The organism is Ruegeria sp. AF1 (assembly GCF_056542125.1).
In genome coordinates this window covers 36,848-51,739 of the sequence record NZ_JBQFZG010000015.1, presented here as the reverse complement: position 1 = coordinate 51,739, position 14,892 = coordinate 36,848, and the positions used below count along the sequence as shown (strand labels likewise).

Annotated in this window: 12 protein-coding genes; 2 read left to right on the top strand and 10 right to left on the bottom strand. The window is 56.6% G+C overall.

Annotated elements, in window-relative coordinates; translation table 11 throughout:
• Positions 1-6: 6 nt before the first annotated feature.
• The 4 genes from ACR0BK_RS16700 to ACR0BK_RS16685 form a co-directional block, all read right to left on the bottom strand.
• Entirely contained in the window at positions 7-840 is an 834-nt protein-coding gene (locus tag ACR0BK_RS16700; RefSeq protein WP_480555522.1) for a hypothetical protein, read from the bottom strand.
• A complete protein-coding gene (locus ACR0BK_RS16695) occupies positions 840-2,321 on the bottom strand; it encodes a hypothetical protein (protein WP_480555520.1) in 1,482 nt (493 codons plus the stop codon). Before ACR0BK_RS16695 ends, ACR0BK_RS16700 begins: the two co-directional genes overlap by 1 nt.
• Positions 2,322-2,643: 322 nt before the next feature.
• The gene (locus ACR0BK_RS16690) at positions 2,644-3,804 is read right to left on the bottom strand and encodes an abortive infection family protein (protein WP_226689775.1); all 1,161 of its coding nucleotides are present in this window, start codon (positions 3,802-3,804) and stop codon (positions 2,644-2,646) included.
• Positions 3,805-4,208: 404 nt separating this feature from the next.
• Positions 4,209-6,491 carry an adenosylcobalamin-dependent ribonucleoside-diphosphate reductase gene (locus ACR0BK_RS16685; RefSeq protein WP_480555518.1) on the bottom strand — a complete coding sequence of 761 codons (2,283 nt, stop codon included), beginning with the start codon at positions 6,489-6,491 and terminating at the stop codon, positions 4,209-4,211.
• 114 nt (positions 6,492-6,605) lie between these two features.
• Here ACR0BK_RS16685 and ACR0BK_RS16680 point away from each other — a divergent pair, with 114 nt between their 5' ends.
• Complete coding sequence (locus tag ACR0BK_RS16680; RefSeq protein WP_480505870.1) at positions 6,606-7,037, top strand: DUF1489 family protein; 432 nt, start codon at positions 6,606-6,608, stop codon at positions 7,035-7,037.
• Here the strand turns inward: ACR0BK_RS16680 and hisG are convergent, their stop codons facing one another.
• Genes hisG through hisS form a run of 3 tightly spaced genes read right to left on the bottom strand, consistent with a single transcriptional unit; the run spans position 7,038 to position 10,303 of the window.
• Entirely contained in the window at positions 7,038-7,727 is a 690-nt protein-coding gene (gene hisG / locus ACR0BK_RS16675) for an ATP phosphoribosyltransferase (RefSeq protein ID WP_480505868.1), read from the bottom strand. It lies immediately after the preceding gene.
• On the bottom strand, positions 7,724-8,812 hold the full coding sequence (locus ACR0BK_RS16670; protein ID WP_209598065.1) for an ATP phosphoribosyltransferase regulatory subunit: 1,089 nt from the start codon (positions 8,810-8,812) through the stop codon (positions 7,724-7,726). The genes hisG and ACR0BK_RS16670 overlap by 4 nt, the downstream gene beginning before the upstream one ends.
• 3 nt (positions 8,813-8,815) lie before the next feature.
• Entirely contained in the window at positions 8,816-10,303 is a 1,488-nt protein-coding gene (gene hisS / locus ACR0BK_RS16665; protein ID WP_480555517.1) for a histidine--tRNA ligase, read from the bottom strand.
• Positions 10,304-10,434: 131 nt separating this feature from the next.
• On the opposite strand from hisS, the gene ACR0BK_RS16660 reads away from it, so the two are divergent.
• On the top strand, positions 10,435-10,629 hold the full coding sequence (locus ACR0BK_RS16660) for a SlyX family protein (RefSeq protein WP_209598067.1): 195 nt from the start codon (positions 10,435-10,437) through the stop codon (positions 10,627-10,629).
• 4 nt (positions 10,630-10,633) lie between these two features.
• Here ACR0BK_RS16660 and ACR0BK_RS16655 read toward each other — a convergent pair whose 3' ends face one another.
• The 3 genes from ACR0BK_RS16655 to dnaE form a co-directional block, all read right to left on the bottom strand.
• On the bottom strand, positions 10,634-11,005 hold the full coding sequence (locus ACR0BK_RS16655; protein WP_480475392.1) for a hypothetical protein: 372 nt from the start codon (positions 11,003-11,005) through the stop codon (positions 10,634-10,636).
• Positions 11,006-11,016: 11 nt separating this feature from the next.
• A complete protein-coding gene (locus ACR0BK_RS16650; protein ID WP_480475390.1) occupies positions 11,017-11,235 on the bottom strand; it encodes a YMGG-like glycine zipper-containing protein in 219 nt (72 codons plus the stop codon).
• Between the two features lie 85 nt (positions 11,236-11,320).
• Positions 11,321-14,824, bottom strand: a complete 3,504-nt coding sequence (dnaE, locus tag ACR0BK_RS16645) for a DNA polymerase III subunit alpha (RefSeq protein ID WP_480555515.1) — start codon at positions 14,822-14,824, stop codon at positions 11,321-11,323.
• Positions 14,825-14,892 lie beyond the last annotated feature (68 nt).

Genomic DNA, 14,892 nt, shown 5'->3' with positions numbered 1-14,892 from the left:
ACCATTTCAAAGGTCCCCCAAGGAAGTAACACTAGGCGGGCGACTGCCTTGTTTGTCGAAATACCTCACCCAAAAATCTTCAACGATATCATTTGAAGGTGTGCTAGCAGCCAGTCTTGGTACGCGCAGGATTTGAATGGCGACACCTGAGAGGTTTCCAGCCAGCCTTTGCGGGCCATTTTGTTGCACAAAATAGTCCCATCCTTGGTTCCGGTAGAAGCTCAAATTATCACTGTGTTGGAGCATGTCCGACACAACGATTATCTTTCGGTTGCCACCTGTGTCTGAAAAGTAAGGAGTTTCGGAGACAAGGGACTGAAGCGCTTCCATTATTGGAGATTGATTCTCTTTCTCACCAGACATCATTGACTCCAACGTGACCTGAATAGGAACAGTGAACTCGCGCTCATACCGTTCTGCGATTATTGTCGGGTTCTCGTAAAGACCATTGGCATCAACACCAGTCGCGGGCTTGCACTTTGCGAATTTCGCACCCCAGTTGCCGCTCGCTTCGCTCACGACGCCTAAGGCAATCATTGTATCAACGGATGCTTCACTCACCTCTCGGGCGATAATCGTCTTTAGTCGAGCTTGCTGGGTTTCGCTCAATGGATCTGTCAAATCCAGAAGAATTGAGACTACATTATGGACGCCTTCAGCATGGCACAGCGTTACCTCGTCAACTGTCGCTTTTGCGATGAGCTTTTGGGAAATAAAGCCTATACCGGCCACCAATCCAATACACGCGACAATAACTATTCCCCAAATAAGGTTGTTCGCCTTGGCACCCTTTCTGCGGCTAGTTCGGCGGCGTTTGGAGTAACTTCGTTTTCTTGCCATTATGACGATACATGCCTCTCTTCAGTAACCACCTTGAGAGGCGGGTCACCTTCGTGGGTGAGACTCCGAGACGAAGTTCTTTCAGCCCGGTCGATAAATGTGCCTTCTAGCTCATCTATTTCGTAGTGTGATTTCACGGCTTTATGAAAAACTTCGAATATTTCATGGATCGACTTCGTCACCATTTCTGAGACTTCCTTGGCTTGCTCTTCCGCCTCCTGACGTCGTGTTAAGTCTTCTTGAGCGGTTTCGAACTTCTCAAAGACATATTCTTTGTTGAAGTACTCAGGCGGCTCTTCACTCCGCGCGGCTCTGTTCGCGTCCCGATACACCGACAAGAGATAGTTGGCGGCTATGTCGCACTGTTCCAAGAACGGCTTTAGATTTGATTGCAAAGCTTTTTGACCATAAAGCGCATCAATTGAATCATTTATGTTTCTGCGAACCTCATCATTGGCCGCACGTAAGCCGTTCACAGCATCGTCTCGATGCTCCGCCAGCGTTTCAATAGATTCCTCAAGATTTTCGACGTAGTCATCCCTTGCATCGATCACATCCTGTGCGACTTTTGAATAACCAGGGTATGGGTCTGAGTGGTTGTAACCTTTTAGGAAGGACATGATCGAAATGAACAAGCCTAAAATAAACAGAACATAAGATTCCATGGTATACAGACCAACGGGGTTTTCGATCATGGTCTCAATGGCTGTGGCACCCGCTTGGCGCCAATCACCAATGCGTTCTACAGCATCTCTGAAATGCGCCACACCTGCGTTGTAAGTCAGGGCAAACAATACCCATGACAGGAAGAAAACCAGGCCGAAGAATTTTTTAATGAGATTGGCGATACCTTTACAGTTTATGTATCTGGTGCCCATCCCAAAAAGGACGCTTAGGGATACGTTACCCACTGAAACGAGAAGAGCCGCGAGTAGCCCCCCCAAAAGTCCCAAGGTGTTCTTTTGGGCGAAAAGATAAGCGTTTCCACCAGATTCCAAAATGATCAAAACAAGCGACAATCCGACCAAAGCGACCCAACTGGAGGCGTTCTTCGCAGGCCTTTCCAGCTGGTTGATCTCTCTAAACTTGTTGCGCCACCGGAACGTCTCTTGAACCCGCTCTCGCGGGGTGACCATCATGGATTTCCATTTTGTCACTTCCTCAGCAAATTTTGCTTTTGAGTCACTTGCTTCTGTTTCCACAAGCATTCGGGCCGATACCGCCTTGTTCAAACGTTCAGCGTAAACTCGGCGGTTGGTCTCGTAGTTCTCAAGTCCCCGGCGCCGAAGATCCTCCACACGCGCTATCGCTTTGAGTTCTACATGATCAAGCGTCTTCGCAGTCGTCTCGGGTTGATTTGCTGAACCCCTGGACGCTCCCTCAGACCTCAGATCCAAGTCCTTCGCCAACCGATCTTTATCGATGTCCGGAAAGACTGCTGAAGTCGGTAGAAACTCGTCCGACTTGAAAATATCTGTCAATGATTTTAGCAAAGAGGTGCCCTCTTACCTAACTCGCAATTGGGCGTATCGAACTGCCATCAGGGTGGCTTCACCCAAGCAAACTACGTCCGCGAAACAACTAATTTTGATACAACAGAAACGCTCAGAATGGTTGCGCAAGAATCCGCTGAATCGTCCATAACGGACGCTATCATACTGATACCGAGCCGCAAGATTGATATCGACTAAACTGGCTCGAAGCCGAGTGAGTGCAGAATCGAGCGTTCAGGCTGGATGGGATTTCTGGGGAAATCTTGGTGATTAAACATATTGCCAAACCTGCCAACCAGTATCTGTGTTTCTACTTTTCTGCTTGCCTGGCGTTCCAAGTGGAAACAAGAAACGTGGCCATAGTACCTGACAAGTTGACGGCCAACTCTGCGTGTCTAGCCGCTGGTTTGATGCGCTTCGGTCCAATACTATGAGCATCTCCCAGCTTATTTCTGAGCGCACCGAGTGCCGTCACAACCGATTGTGACCCACTCAAAATCTGTTTGAATACTTGTTCCGTGTAATCATCAGGGGCCAACCTTAGCGTCTTGGAGAGTTTTTTGTATAGAACTGGAAGATCATCTTTTTCTTCCCAGCTTTCACCTGCCTCGTGCAAGATCCACTTGCAAACGTCTTCCAATAGAGTTCGGGCCAATGTGATTGCGCGTTCAGCGTCTTTTGACCTGCTGTCGAGTGCACTTTGCCATCTTTCGCCAATTTGATCCGGGTTAAAGGTGCTCAAGGTCGCCGTGATCTCAATATCAGCCGGATTTCCTTCTGGCAGCGGGTTTACCTCGAAAATCGGTGATCCTGAGATTCTTCCGGCTTCAGACAGCGTGTACCCATCATGGCGCAGCAAATCGTCGACCTTCCCAGATAGTATCCTCTGGCGTTCCTCACTTTGATATTCGGCAGAGGTGAGCTGTTCGATAAAGCTAAACAACAAACGGGTGGAGCAAGTCAGCAGCCCAAGAGCTTCCAAGTACTCCTGTTGAGTCAGATCATCGTTTCGAATTGTGTGTTGGATTAAGTATTCTTCGAGTGTGCGATTATCATTTCGATGGGGTGCGGACATGTTTTCCAGTGGAAAGACAGCCGCCACAAACGTAAAATCATCAACTTCACTCACCAGTGGGCCCACGGTCAGCAGTTTGACTAATCTTCGGCGCGTGATGCTAGTAATCTCGGGCCGTTCCAGATCCGCGATCTTATCTACCAACTCAAGGAGGTTGAAAGCGTCGATCTCTTGAAGAAGCGAACGAGCCATTTTTACGAGTGGTTCGACCTCAACTGCTGCCAACCTGCTGGACGCATACTTGTACTTACTCTGAAACGCTTCTTCTTCGCTTCCTTCGGCCAAACCCAATCGTGCGCAGACACCCGGCACTTCATAGGCCTTATAATCTGATATCGCGGATGCTAACTCATCCCTCAAACTTTGTATCAGTTTTGTCGGAATTGCTCTGCTCATCGTATTCTTTGCTGAAACCAAACTCGCATAAACGTGCTACAATCTGTCACTGATACCCAGCATTAACGCAACGGCTTTCATATGTCTGATTTGACGAAGCAGCACAGCAGAGATGGCCACCAAACTTTGCAAGGTCGGCTTCCTGCACAACTCGGACATTGACGGCAGTCGCAGTAGTCATCGCTTTCTGAAGCTTGTTGCCATCAATTCTCGTAAGACTTCTGCGTACACTCCCAATCACGCAAAAAACAAGGCGCCGTTGATCAACGATCCGGCGCCTTGTTTCCCTATAAATCCTTAGATTTGCGAGTTGTGGGCGCTAATGACCTTGTTTATGGGCGCCAAAACCGCCGAAATGGGTTCGTATTGCCTGGCGGTTCAGACTTTCGTGTCGCGCCTCATATCTACCCGCATTTGGAATGACCGCAGCTGCGGCAGGTCATGCAGCCTTCGATCATGACCATGTCATACTGACCACAGGACGGACAGGCTTTGCCGCGTGGCGCGTCCAGGTTCACCACTTGCGCCTGGGGGTCGGATTTCAACCCCATCCCCTCGCCTTCCAGAAAGCCGATGGCAACCATGTGCTGTTCGATCACGCCCCCGATCGCGGCCAGGATCGATGGGATATACTTGCCTTTGACCCACGCCCCGCCGCGCGGGTCGAAAACGGCTTTCAGCTCCTCGACCACAAAGGACACGTCCCCACCCCGGCGGAACACGGCCGAGATCATCCGCGTCAGCGCCAGTGTCCAGGCGTAATGCTCCATGTTCTTGGAGTTGATGAACACTTCGAACGGGCGGCGGCGGCCCGAGATGATGATGTCGTTGATGGTCAGATAAATCGCGTGCTCGCTATCGGGCCATTTCAGCTTGTAGGTCGACCCCTCCAGCGATTGCGGGCGATCAAGCGGTTCGGACATGTAGATGACGTCGCCGCTTTCAATTTCATGAGGCGCATTCGCGCTTTCCCCCGGCACCTTGTCGTCGCTTTCCGAAACGGTCAGAACCGACCCCGTCACATCGTTGGGCCGGTACGTCGTGCACCCTTTGCAGCCCTGATCCCAGGCCTGCATGTAGACATCCTTGAAGGCGTCAAAGCTGATATCCTCGGGGCAGTTGATGGTCTTGGAAATCGAGCTGTCGATCCATTTCTGCGCCGCCGCCTGCATCTTGACATGATCAAGGGGTGTCAGGGTCTGGGCATTGACGAAATAGTCGGGCAGCGCTGCGTCGCCGAACTTGTCGCGCCACATCTGAACGGCGTAATCCACAACCTCTTCCTCGGTTCGCGAGCCGTCTTTTTGCAGAACCTTGCGGGTGTAGGCATAGGCAAAGACCGGTTCAATCCCCGACGACACATTCCCGGCATAAAGCGAAATCGTGCCCGTGGGCGCAATCGAGGTCAGCAGAGCGTTGCGGATACCATGTTCGCGGATCGCATCGCGGACGTCGTCATCCATTTGCTGCATCGTGCCGCTGGCCAAATATTTCTCAGCGTCGAACAGGGGGAACGCGCCTTTCTCCTTAGCCAGATCGACCGAGGCCAGATATGCGGCGCGGGCGATTGCGTGCAACCAGCGTTCCGTCTGGCGCGCCGCCTCGTCGGACCCATAGCGCAGGCCCAGCATCAGCAACGCATCCGCAAGACCCGTCACGCCCAGCCCGATGCGGCGCTTGTCCTGCGCTTCCGCCTCTTGCTCGGCCAGCGGGAATTTCGAGGCGTCCACGACGTTATCCATCATGCGCACGGCTGTCGCGACCAGTTCCTGCAATGCCGGTTCATCCAGATGCGCGGCATCCCCGAACGGTTCGGCAACCAGCCGCGCCAGATTGATCGAGCCAAGCAGGCAAGCCCCGTAAGGCGGCAGAGGCTGCTCGCCACAGGGGTTCGTCGCGGCGATGGTTTCAACATAGCTCAGGTTGTTGGCCTGATTGATGCGGTCGATGAAGATCACGCCCGGTTCGGCATAATCATACGTGGCCTGCATGATCTTGTTCCACAGATCACGCGCCTGAACGGTGTGATAGATCTTGCCGTCGAACTGCAACTCCCACGGGCCGTCGTCCTTGACCGCCTCCATGAAGGGATCGGTCACCAGCACCGACATATTGAACATGCGTAGGCGGGCCGGGTCAGATTTGGCGGTGATGAACTGTTCGATATCGGGATGGTCACAGCGCATGGTGGCCATCATCGCCCCCCGGCGCGAGCCCGCGGACATGATCGTGCGGCACATTGCGTCCCACACATCCATAAAGCTGAGCGGGCCCGAAGCATCTGCCGCCACGCCCTTCACATCCGCGCCGCGCGGGCGGATGGTCGAGAAATCATAGCCGATCCCGCCCCCCTGCTGCATGGTCAGCGCGGCCTCTTTCAGCATGTCAAAGATACCACCCATGCTGTCGGGGATGGTTCCCATGACGAAACAGTTGAACAGCGTCACCTGCCGCGCGGTACCTGCGCCAGCAGTGATGCGCCCGGCGGGCAGATATTTGAAATCTTCCAGTGCCTCGTAGAACCTGTCTTCCCAATGATCTGGGTTGTCCTCGACCCGCGCGAGGTCACGGGCGATGCGTCGCCAGCTGTCTTCAACCGTCTGATCGATGGGCGTGCCATCCGCCTGTTTAAAGCGGTATTTCATGTCCCAGATCTGCTCGGCGATGGGGGCGGCAAAGCGGCTCATTGGTGATTCCCTGTGCTGAAAGAGGTATCCAGACTAACACCCACTACACCTTGATGAAAGCCAATCCTGAGCTACAATGGATAGATAGCAAAGGGACGACTCTGTGGGAAAGCTGTGGATAAGTACGTGAACCTCATCAAGCTTTCGGTTGGTTCGGAAAGCGTGGACTCTCTGATCGCTTGGCAGGACAGCCGAATGTCGCTTTATGAGGACGGATATCCGCGCCACGTAACCCGCATGTGGCCCAAACGTGATGCCGAGATTCTGAATGGCGGATCAATCTATTGGGTCATCAAGGGTGTCGTACAGTGCCGTCAGCGCATTCTGCGCCTGGATGAGGTGATCGGCGAAGACGGTATCCGCCGCTGCGCCATCGTGCTCGACCCTAACGTACATCGGACCCAGAACGCCTTGAAACGCCCGTTTCAGGGTTGGCGGTATCTGAAACCCGAAGATACACCAGCCGACCTGCCGAAAGGGCGCGCGCAGGACGACGCCCTGCCCGATGATCTGAACCGTGCCCTTGCGGATATCGGTGTGTTGTAATTACTGCAACCGATCCAGCAATTCCGTCAGAACCGCCTTGTCCGCCGCGTCTACCTCTGCAACCCGGCTGCGCCACAATGTGGCTTGCGATTGCAGGATCAGGCCATCCGACAGGACCTTGAGGTGGTTCGCCCGCAGGGTTTCACCTGAGGAGGTGATATCGGCAATTGCCTCGGCTGTTTCGTTCATGACCGTACCTTCGGTCGCCCCCTGGCTGTCGACCAGAGTGTAGTCGGCCACGCCCGCGTCGGTCAGGAACTCACGCACCAGTCGGTGATATTTGGTGGCGATCCGCAACCGGTGGCCATGGGTGTTGCGAAATGCTGCTGCTGCCGCATCGAGATCGTCCAGCGTGTCCACATCGACCCAGCAGGCGGGTGCGGCAATGATCAGATCGGCTTTGCCAAAGCCCAGCTGCGCAATCTCTTCGACCTGCTGTTCCCAGCGCGGCAGCTTCTCATGCACCAGATCGATGCCGGTGACGCCCAGATGAATACGGCCCGACGCAAGTTCGCGCGGAATCTCACCCGCCGACAACAGAACCAGCGAGACGCCGTCAATCCCGTCAACCCTACCCGCATATTCCCGGTCTGAGCCGTTGCGGGACAGCATGATGCCATGTTTTTCGAACCATGATACGGTCTTTTCCATCAACCGGCCTTTCGAGGGCACGCCCAGTTTCAAACTCACAGCGCGGCCTCCTCGATTTCAAGCATCAGGTCCGGGCGGATCACGCCGCCGATCGCGGGGATTTCGGCCCCATCCCCCAAACGGCGCGTCAGCGCATCATAGCGCCCACCGGTGGCGACGGGCGGCAGGTCGGGACGGCCTTCGGCGTAGAACCCAAAGACAAACCCGTCATAATATTCCATCGATGTCCGGCCATAAGACGCTTCGAAATCCAGTCGGGCGACATCGACACCACGCGCTTGCAGGGCGGCGATCCGCGCCTCTAACCGGTCCAGCGCCGGGGTGATCTGCGGCAGATCCACTGCCACATCCCGCAGCTGTTCCAGCGCGAAGGGCATGGTTTCACGCACATTCAGCAGCGTTTCCAACCCGGCCAGCTCATTGTCAGAGATCGGCGGCGCAGCGCGATCTTCGCGCAGGGCTTTGATCCTGTCGGCAATCTCGGGCGCGCGACGCTTGCCGATCATCGGAACATCAACCGCCATCGGGTCGTCCGCGTCCAAAAGCGCATCACGGCCTTCTGGCCCCGGTTTACGCCCTGCAAACCGGTCCAGCAGCGCACGGAACCGGCGCGGCCGCCACAGGTGCCGCATCAGCGCGGCCTTGCGGCGGTCTGTGGTCCGAAGCCCTTCGACAGCCGCGGTCAGGATACCGATATCCCCGGTGGCTGCGCGCAGGGGCAGCCCGCGCAGTTGCAGCGCCATCAGCGAAAACACTTCGGCATCGGCACCAGCGGGATCATCGCGGTCAAAAACCTCGTACCCCACCTGAATATACTCGTTCGAGCGGTCCGGGTCGTGTTCCTGACGGCGGAACACCTCACCTGAATAGGTATAGCGCGCAGGCTCGGCCCCGTCCCGCATGTGCATCTGAACAACAGGCAGGGTGAAATCCGGGCGCAGCATCTGCTCGCCCCGCAGCGCGTCCGAGGTCACGTAGGCACGGGCGCGGATATCTTCACCATAGAGGTCCAGCAACATTTCAGCGGGTTGCAACAGGGGCGTATCCACCACCTGCGCGCCCGCAGCCTCGAACCGGACACGCATCATCGCGGCACGGGCCTGTATCTGGGAACGGTTGGGCATGGGTCAGTCCTGACTGTCCAGAATTTCACGCACTTTCGCGACCAGATCAGCGCGCGATACTTCGAACTGGCTGGGGCGTTCTTTCCATTCCTCCAGCGTGGCGCTTTCGGCGATTTTGGCCCCTAGGATCAGGTCCTTGATCTGCACGATGCCTTTTGCCTTCTCGTCCCCGCCTTCGATCACCGCAACCGGAGAGTTGCGCTTGTCCGCGTATTTCAACTGATTGCCAAAGTTCTTGGGATTGCCCAGATACACCTCGGCCCGGATGCCCGCGTTGCGCAGCTCGGCCACCATCGCCTGATAATCGGCCATCCTATCGCGATCCATGACGGTGACGACCACGGGGCCTTTGGACTGGGCGCTGATCCGGCCCTTTTCGCGCAGCGCCGCCAGCAGCCGATCGACGCCAATGGACACGCCAGTCGCGGGCACTTCCTGCCCGGTGAACCGCTTGACCAGATCGTCATAGCGCCCACCGCCCGCAACCGAGCCGAATTGCCGCTTGCGACCCTTTTCGTCGAAGATTTCGAACGTCAGCTCGGCCTCGTAGACCGGACCGGTGTAATAGCCGAGGCCACGTACGACGGAGGGGTCAATGACAATGCGGTCAGGGCCGTAGCCGCCAGCGGAGAGAAGTTCAGCGATCTGTTCCAGTTCAGTAATCCCATCCGCCCCGATCTCGCTGTCACCAACAGCAATGCGGAGGTTGGCCAGCGTACCGGCCGTATCGACGGCCTTGGAGGTCAAGAAAGCGATAACCGGGTCTGCCTGGTCATCGCTGAGGCCAACGCCGTCGATAAACGCGCCCGACGCGTCCAGACGACCCTTGGTCAGCAACTCGCGTACACCCTGTTCACCCACCTTATCGAACTTGTCGATCGTGCGAAGGACATTGTCTCGTGCTGCTTGATCATCGCCAAGACCCATCGCCTCCAACACACCGTTCAAAACCTTCCGGTTGTTCACCCGGATCAGGTAGTCGCCGCGCGGGATGCCAACCTCTTCCAGCGTGTCAGCCAGCATTGCACAGATCTCGGCGTCAGCAGCCATCGAGGCGGTTCCGACCGTATCCGCATCGCATTGATAGAACTGACGGTACCGCCCCGGCCCCGGCTTTTCGTTGCGCCAGACCGGACCCATTGCATAGCGGCGGTAAGGCGTCGGCAGGTCGTTGCGGTGCTGGGCATAGACACGGGCCAGTGGTGCGGTCAGGTCATAGCGCAGGGCCATCCAGTCGCCATTTCCGCCCTCGTCAAACTCCTGCCATGCAAAGACGCCTTCGTTCGGGCGATCCACGTCGGGCAGGAACTTGCCCAGCGCCTCGACGGTTTCCACCGCGCTGCTTTCCAGCGCGTCAAACCCGTACCGATGATACACGCCCGCAATCGTCCGCAGCATCTCGGTGCGCTGCGTGACTTCCTCGCCGAAATAGTCACGGAACCCTTTCGGCGTTTCGGCCTTGGGGCGGGGCTGTTTCTTGGGCTTGGCCATGTGGGGCGTCCTTGGGAGTGTACCTGTTCCGCGCGCGGTCTATCCCATGGCCCGCATCTGGGCAAGGCGCGCTTTCTCTGGCCAAGGCGTCACAGGGTCGCTATGTGCAGCCTGAAAGACAGGAGCATCCCATGCAGCATCTGGAAGAACAGATTGCCCATCTGACCCGCACGGTTGACGATCTGAACGCGGTTGTCACCAGGCAACAGGCCGAGATTGACAGGCTGACCCGCCGTGTCGAGATGCTGCTGCACCGCGAGGCTGAACGCGCACAGGAAGGGTCAGGCGGCGTTGTCCTTGGTGACGAACGCCCGCCACATTACTGAAGGCTTACAGCCCCAGCGTTGATTTCACCGCGTTGTCGACGACGCCACCCAGCAGGGCGTTTTCATCCCCGGCGCAACCCTCTTTCAGAGCCGCCACAAATGTTTCGCGCAGCGCGGCCTTTTCCTCGTCCGAACTGGCATGAGCTTCGAGGTCGACCTGACGGTTATAAAGTGACAACGCCGTCATCTTGCCGACCACGTCCACAATGTATTCTTCATTCCCATCAGCCTCTTCGATGACCGACGCGCAGGTGTGGTACATAAGCGGCAGCGCCGCTTGTACCATCTGTTCGGCTTCCTCGTCCGCAAGGGCAAAACCGGGCCCTGTAAGCAGCGCTGTGGTGGTGATCACTTTCATCGCGTTCAAACGCATCATCCCGCCCCCGCTTATTTCGAGTTCGCGCCGATTAGCGCACCAACAATTGCCCCTGCGGCGGCGCCTTTGCCGTCGCCGATCAAGGCCCCAACCCCGGCCCCAATCACAGCACCTTTGATCGTGTTCTCTTTCTTTTTGTCGTCCGCAAGCGTGGCTGTCGCCGAAACCAAAGCCAGCGATGCCGCCGCCCCCAATACAATCGTTCTGAGATTGAGACCTGCAATCGTCATAACAACGCCCTCCCGTGGCATGAGTAGAAGACATATTTGCAAGGTCAGCCTAGCGATGCGCTAACTGTCTGGCAACAAAGCGGTGTCAGATCTCTTCGACGGTCATAACACCTTCCAGCGATTTGATCGCGCCCTTGATCTGCGGGTTGATCGGAAACACACGCCCAAGGTCGATTTCGACGTCGCCGGGCAGGCCGGGGTCCAGCAACAGCAGCTGGATCGGGCCGCGGGCCGCACCCTTGGCAGCGGTTGCGGCTTCTTCAAGAACCGTTGCAATCGTCGACACTGCCCGCGCTTCGTCGACAAATATGCGCAGTCCCGTCGCCCCGGCTTCGGCCACTACAGAATCCACCGGACCCACGGAATTAACTAGCAGTTTAAGCTGGTCGGCTTCCATCTCTGCCTTTGCAGTCAACACTACTTGCGATCCGCTCTCTAGATACTGGCGAGAGTTCTCAAGTGTCTCCGAGAATAAAGTGACTTCATATGCCCCGGTTGGATCGGAAAGTTGAACGAACGCAAAACGGTTACCTTTAGCCGACTTACGCTCTTGCCGCCCTGCAACTACACCGGCCATCTTCACAATTTTCAAACGCTCTTGCCGCAAGCGTTCTGTCACTTGCTCCAATGTCAATACGTCTTTGCGTTTAAGTGTAGGCATATAGTCATCCAGCGGATGACCAGAGAGGTAGAAACCAATCGCCTTGAACTCTTCGCTCAAACGTTCCGCGGGCAACCAGTCGGGGGTCGGTGACAGGCGCGGTTCGGGCAGGTCATCTCCGGCCTCGCCAAACAGTGACACCTGGTTCGAATTCTTCTGTTCTTGGATAGCGGCCGAATATTGCACCAACGCATCTAGGCTTTCAAACACACGGCGGCGGTTCCGGTCCAGCTCATCAAAGGCCCCGGCGCGGGCCAGCATCTCAAGCGGGCGTTTGCCCACTTTCTTCAGATCAATGCGGCGGGCGAAATCGAACAGGTTGACAAACGGCTTGTCCGCGCGACCCGCAACGATCAGATTCATCGCCTCGACACCCACATTCTTGAGCGCGCCCAGCGCATAGACCAGATGTCCGTTATCAACATCGAACGTGGCCTGAGATCGGTTCACACAAGGTGGGACATACGGCAGTTCCAGCCCTTTTCGGACCTCTTCGAAATAGATCGCCAGCTTGTCGGTCAGATGGATATCACAATTCATGACGCCCGCCATGAACTCGACCGGATGGTTCGCCTTCAACCAGCCGGTTTGATAGCTGACCACCGCATAGGCGGCGGCGTGGGATTTGTTGAAGCCGTAATTGGCGAATTTCTCGAGAAGGTCGAAGACTTCGCTGGCTTTCTTGGCATCCACCCCGTTTTCTGCCGCGCCTTTTTCGAACTTGGGGCGTTCGGCATCCATCGCCTCTTTGATCTTCTTACCCATCGCGCGGCGCAGCAGGTCTGCACCGCCCAGGCTGTACCCCGCCATGACTTGCGCGATCTGCATCACCTGTTCCTGATAGACGATAATACCTTGAGTTTCCTCAAGAATGTGGTCGATCAGCGGGTGAACGGATGTGATTTCGCGCAGCCCGTTCTTGACCTCGCAATAGGTCGGGATGTTCTCCATCGGGCCGGGACGATAGAGCGCGACGAGGGCCACGATATCCTCGATACAGGTGGGTTTCATGCGCTTGAGCGCGTCCATCATGCCCGAAGATTCAACCTGGAACACCGCGACCGTCTTGGCCGCTGAATAGAGCTTATACGTCGCCTCGTCATCCAGTGGGATGGCGTTGATCTGGTTCTCGGCCCCCTCGGCAGGTTCATAAAGCTCGGTGCCATCGGCGGCGATGTGCAACTTCCGCCCGGACTTGAAGATCAAGTCCATCGCGTTCTGGATCACGGTCAGGGTTTTCAGACCCAGAAAGTCGAACTTTACCAGCCCGGCCTGTTCCACCCATTTCATGTTGAACTGGGTTGCAGGCATGTCGGATCGCGGGTCCTGATAGATCGGCACCAGCGCGTCCAGAGGCCGGTCGCCAATCACAACCCCAGCCGCGTGGGTCGAGGCGTTGCGCAGCAGCCCTTCGACCTGCTGTCCATACGTCAGCAAACGATCCACCACCTCTTCGTTACGAGCTTCCTCCCGCAGACGCGGCTCATCCTTCAGGGCTTTTTCGATGGAAACCGGTTTTACCCCTTCAACCGGGATCATCTTGGACAGACGGTCCACCTGCCCGTACGGCATTTGCAGCACCCGCCCGATGTCGCGCACGGCGGCCTTTGACAGCAAGGCACCAAAAGTGATGATCTGCCCCACCTTGTCGCGCCCGTATTTCTGCTGCACGTAACGGATCACCTCTTCGCGGCGATCCATACAGAAGTCGATATCGAAGTCGGGCATCGAAACCCGTTCGGGATTCAGGAACCGTTCAAACAGCAGGCTGTAACGCAGCGGATCGAGATCGGTAATTGTCAGCGCATAAGCCACCAGCGAGCCCGCACCCGACCCCCGCCCCGGCCCAACCGGAATATCGTGATCCTTGGCCCATTGGATAAAGTCGGCAACGATCAGGAAGTAGCCAGGGAACCCCATTCCTTCGATGATGCCAAGCTCGAAATCCAGCCGTTCCTGATATTCCTCGGGCGTCACCGCATGGGGGATCACGGCCAGACGTTTCTGCAAGCCCTCGTTGGCAATGCGGCGTAGTTCAGCGACCTCGTCATCGGCGAATTTCGGCAGGATCGGATCACGCCGATAGGCCATGAAAGCGCAGCGTTTGGCAATCTCGACAGTGTTCTCGATGGCCTCGGGCAGATCGGCAAACAGCGTCACCATTTCCTGCTGCGACTTGAAATAATGCTGCGCGGTCAGGCGGCGGCGACCTTCCTGCTGGTCGACATAGGCCCCTTCGGCGATACAGATCAGCGCATCATGGGCCTCGTACATATCCGAGGTCGGAAAATAAACGTCATTGGTGGCAACCAGCGGCAGGTTCTTGGCATAGGCCATCTCGATATGGCCGCGCTCGGTCTGGCGTTCGGCCTCTGGTTGGCCGTCCTCGCCCGGATGACGCTGGAGTTCGATATACAGACGATCCGGAAAGATCGCGGCCAGCCGATCCACCAGCGCCTCGGCCGCCGGGCGTTGCCCCTGCTGCAACAGGCGGCCCACCGGCCCATCGGGCCCTCCGGACAGGCAGATCAGCCCGTCGGAGCGGCCCGCAAGCTCGTCCAGCGTGACCTGCGGCAACTGCCCGCTCTTGTCCACGTAAAGGCACGTGCTCAGCTTCATCAGGTTCTCGTACCCCGCCTCGGACTGTGCCAGCAGAACAAGCGGCGCGGGCGTTTTTGGCTTTTCCCCCGGTTGCGATTGAACGTAAGTCAGATCAACCTGACAGCCCATGATCGGCTGGACACCGGCCTGGCTGGCTGTCACCGAAAATTCCAGCGCCGAAAACATGGAACTCGTGTCAGTCACCGCGACGGCAGGCATCTCCATCTTCTCGCACAGGGCGGGCAGTTTTTTCAGCCGCACAGCGCCTTCCAGAAGGGAGTATTCGGTGTGAACACGTAGGTGAATGAATCGGGGGTTTCTGCTCATGAACGGCACGCTACCCTAGCCGCGAGGCATGCAAAAGCCGGAACCTGCGCCATTGTTTGGCAAAATAA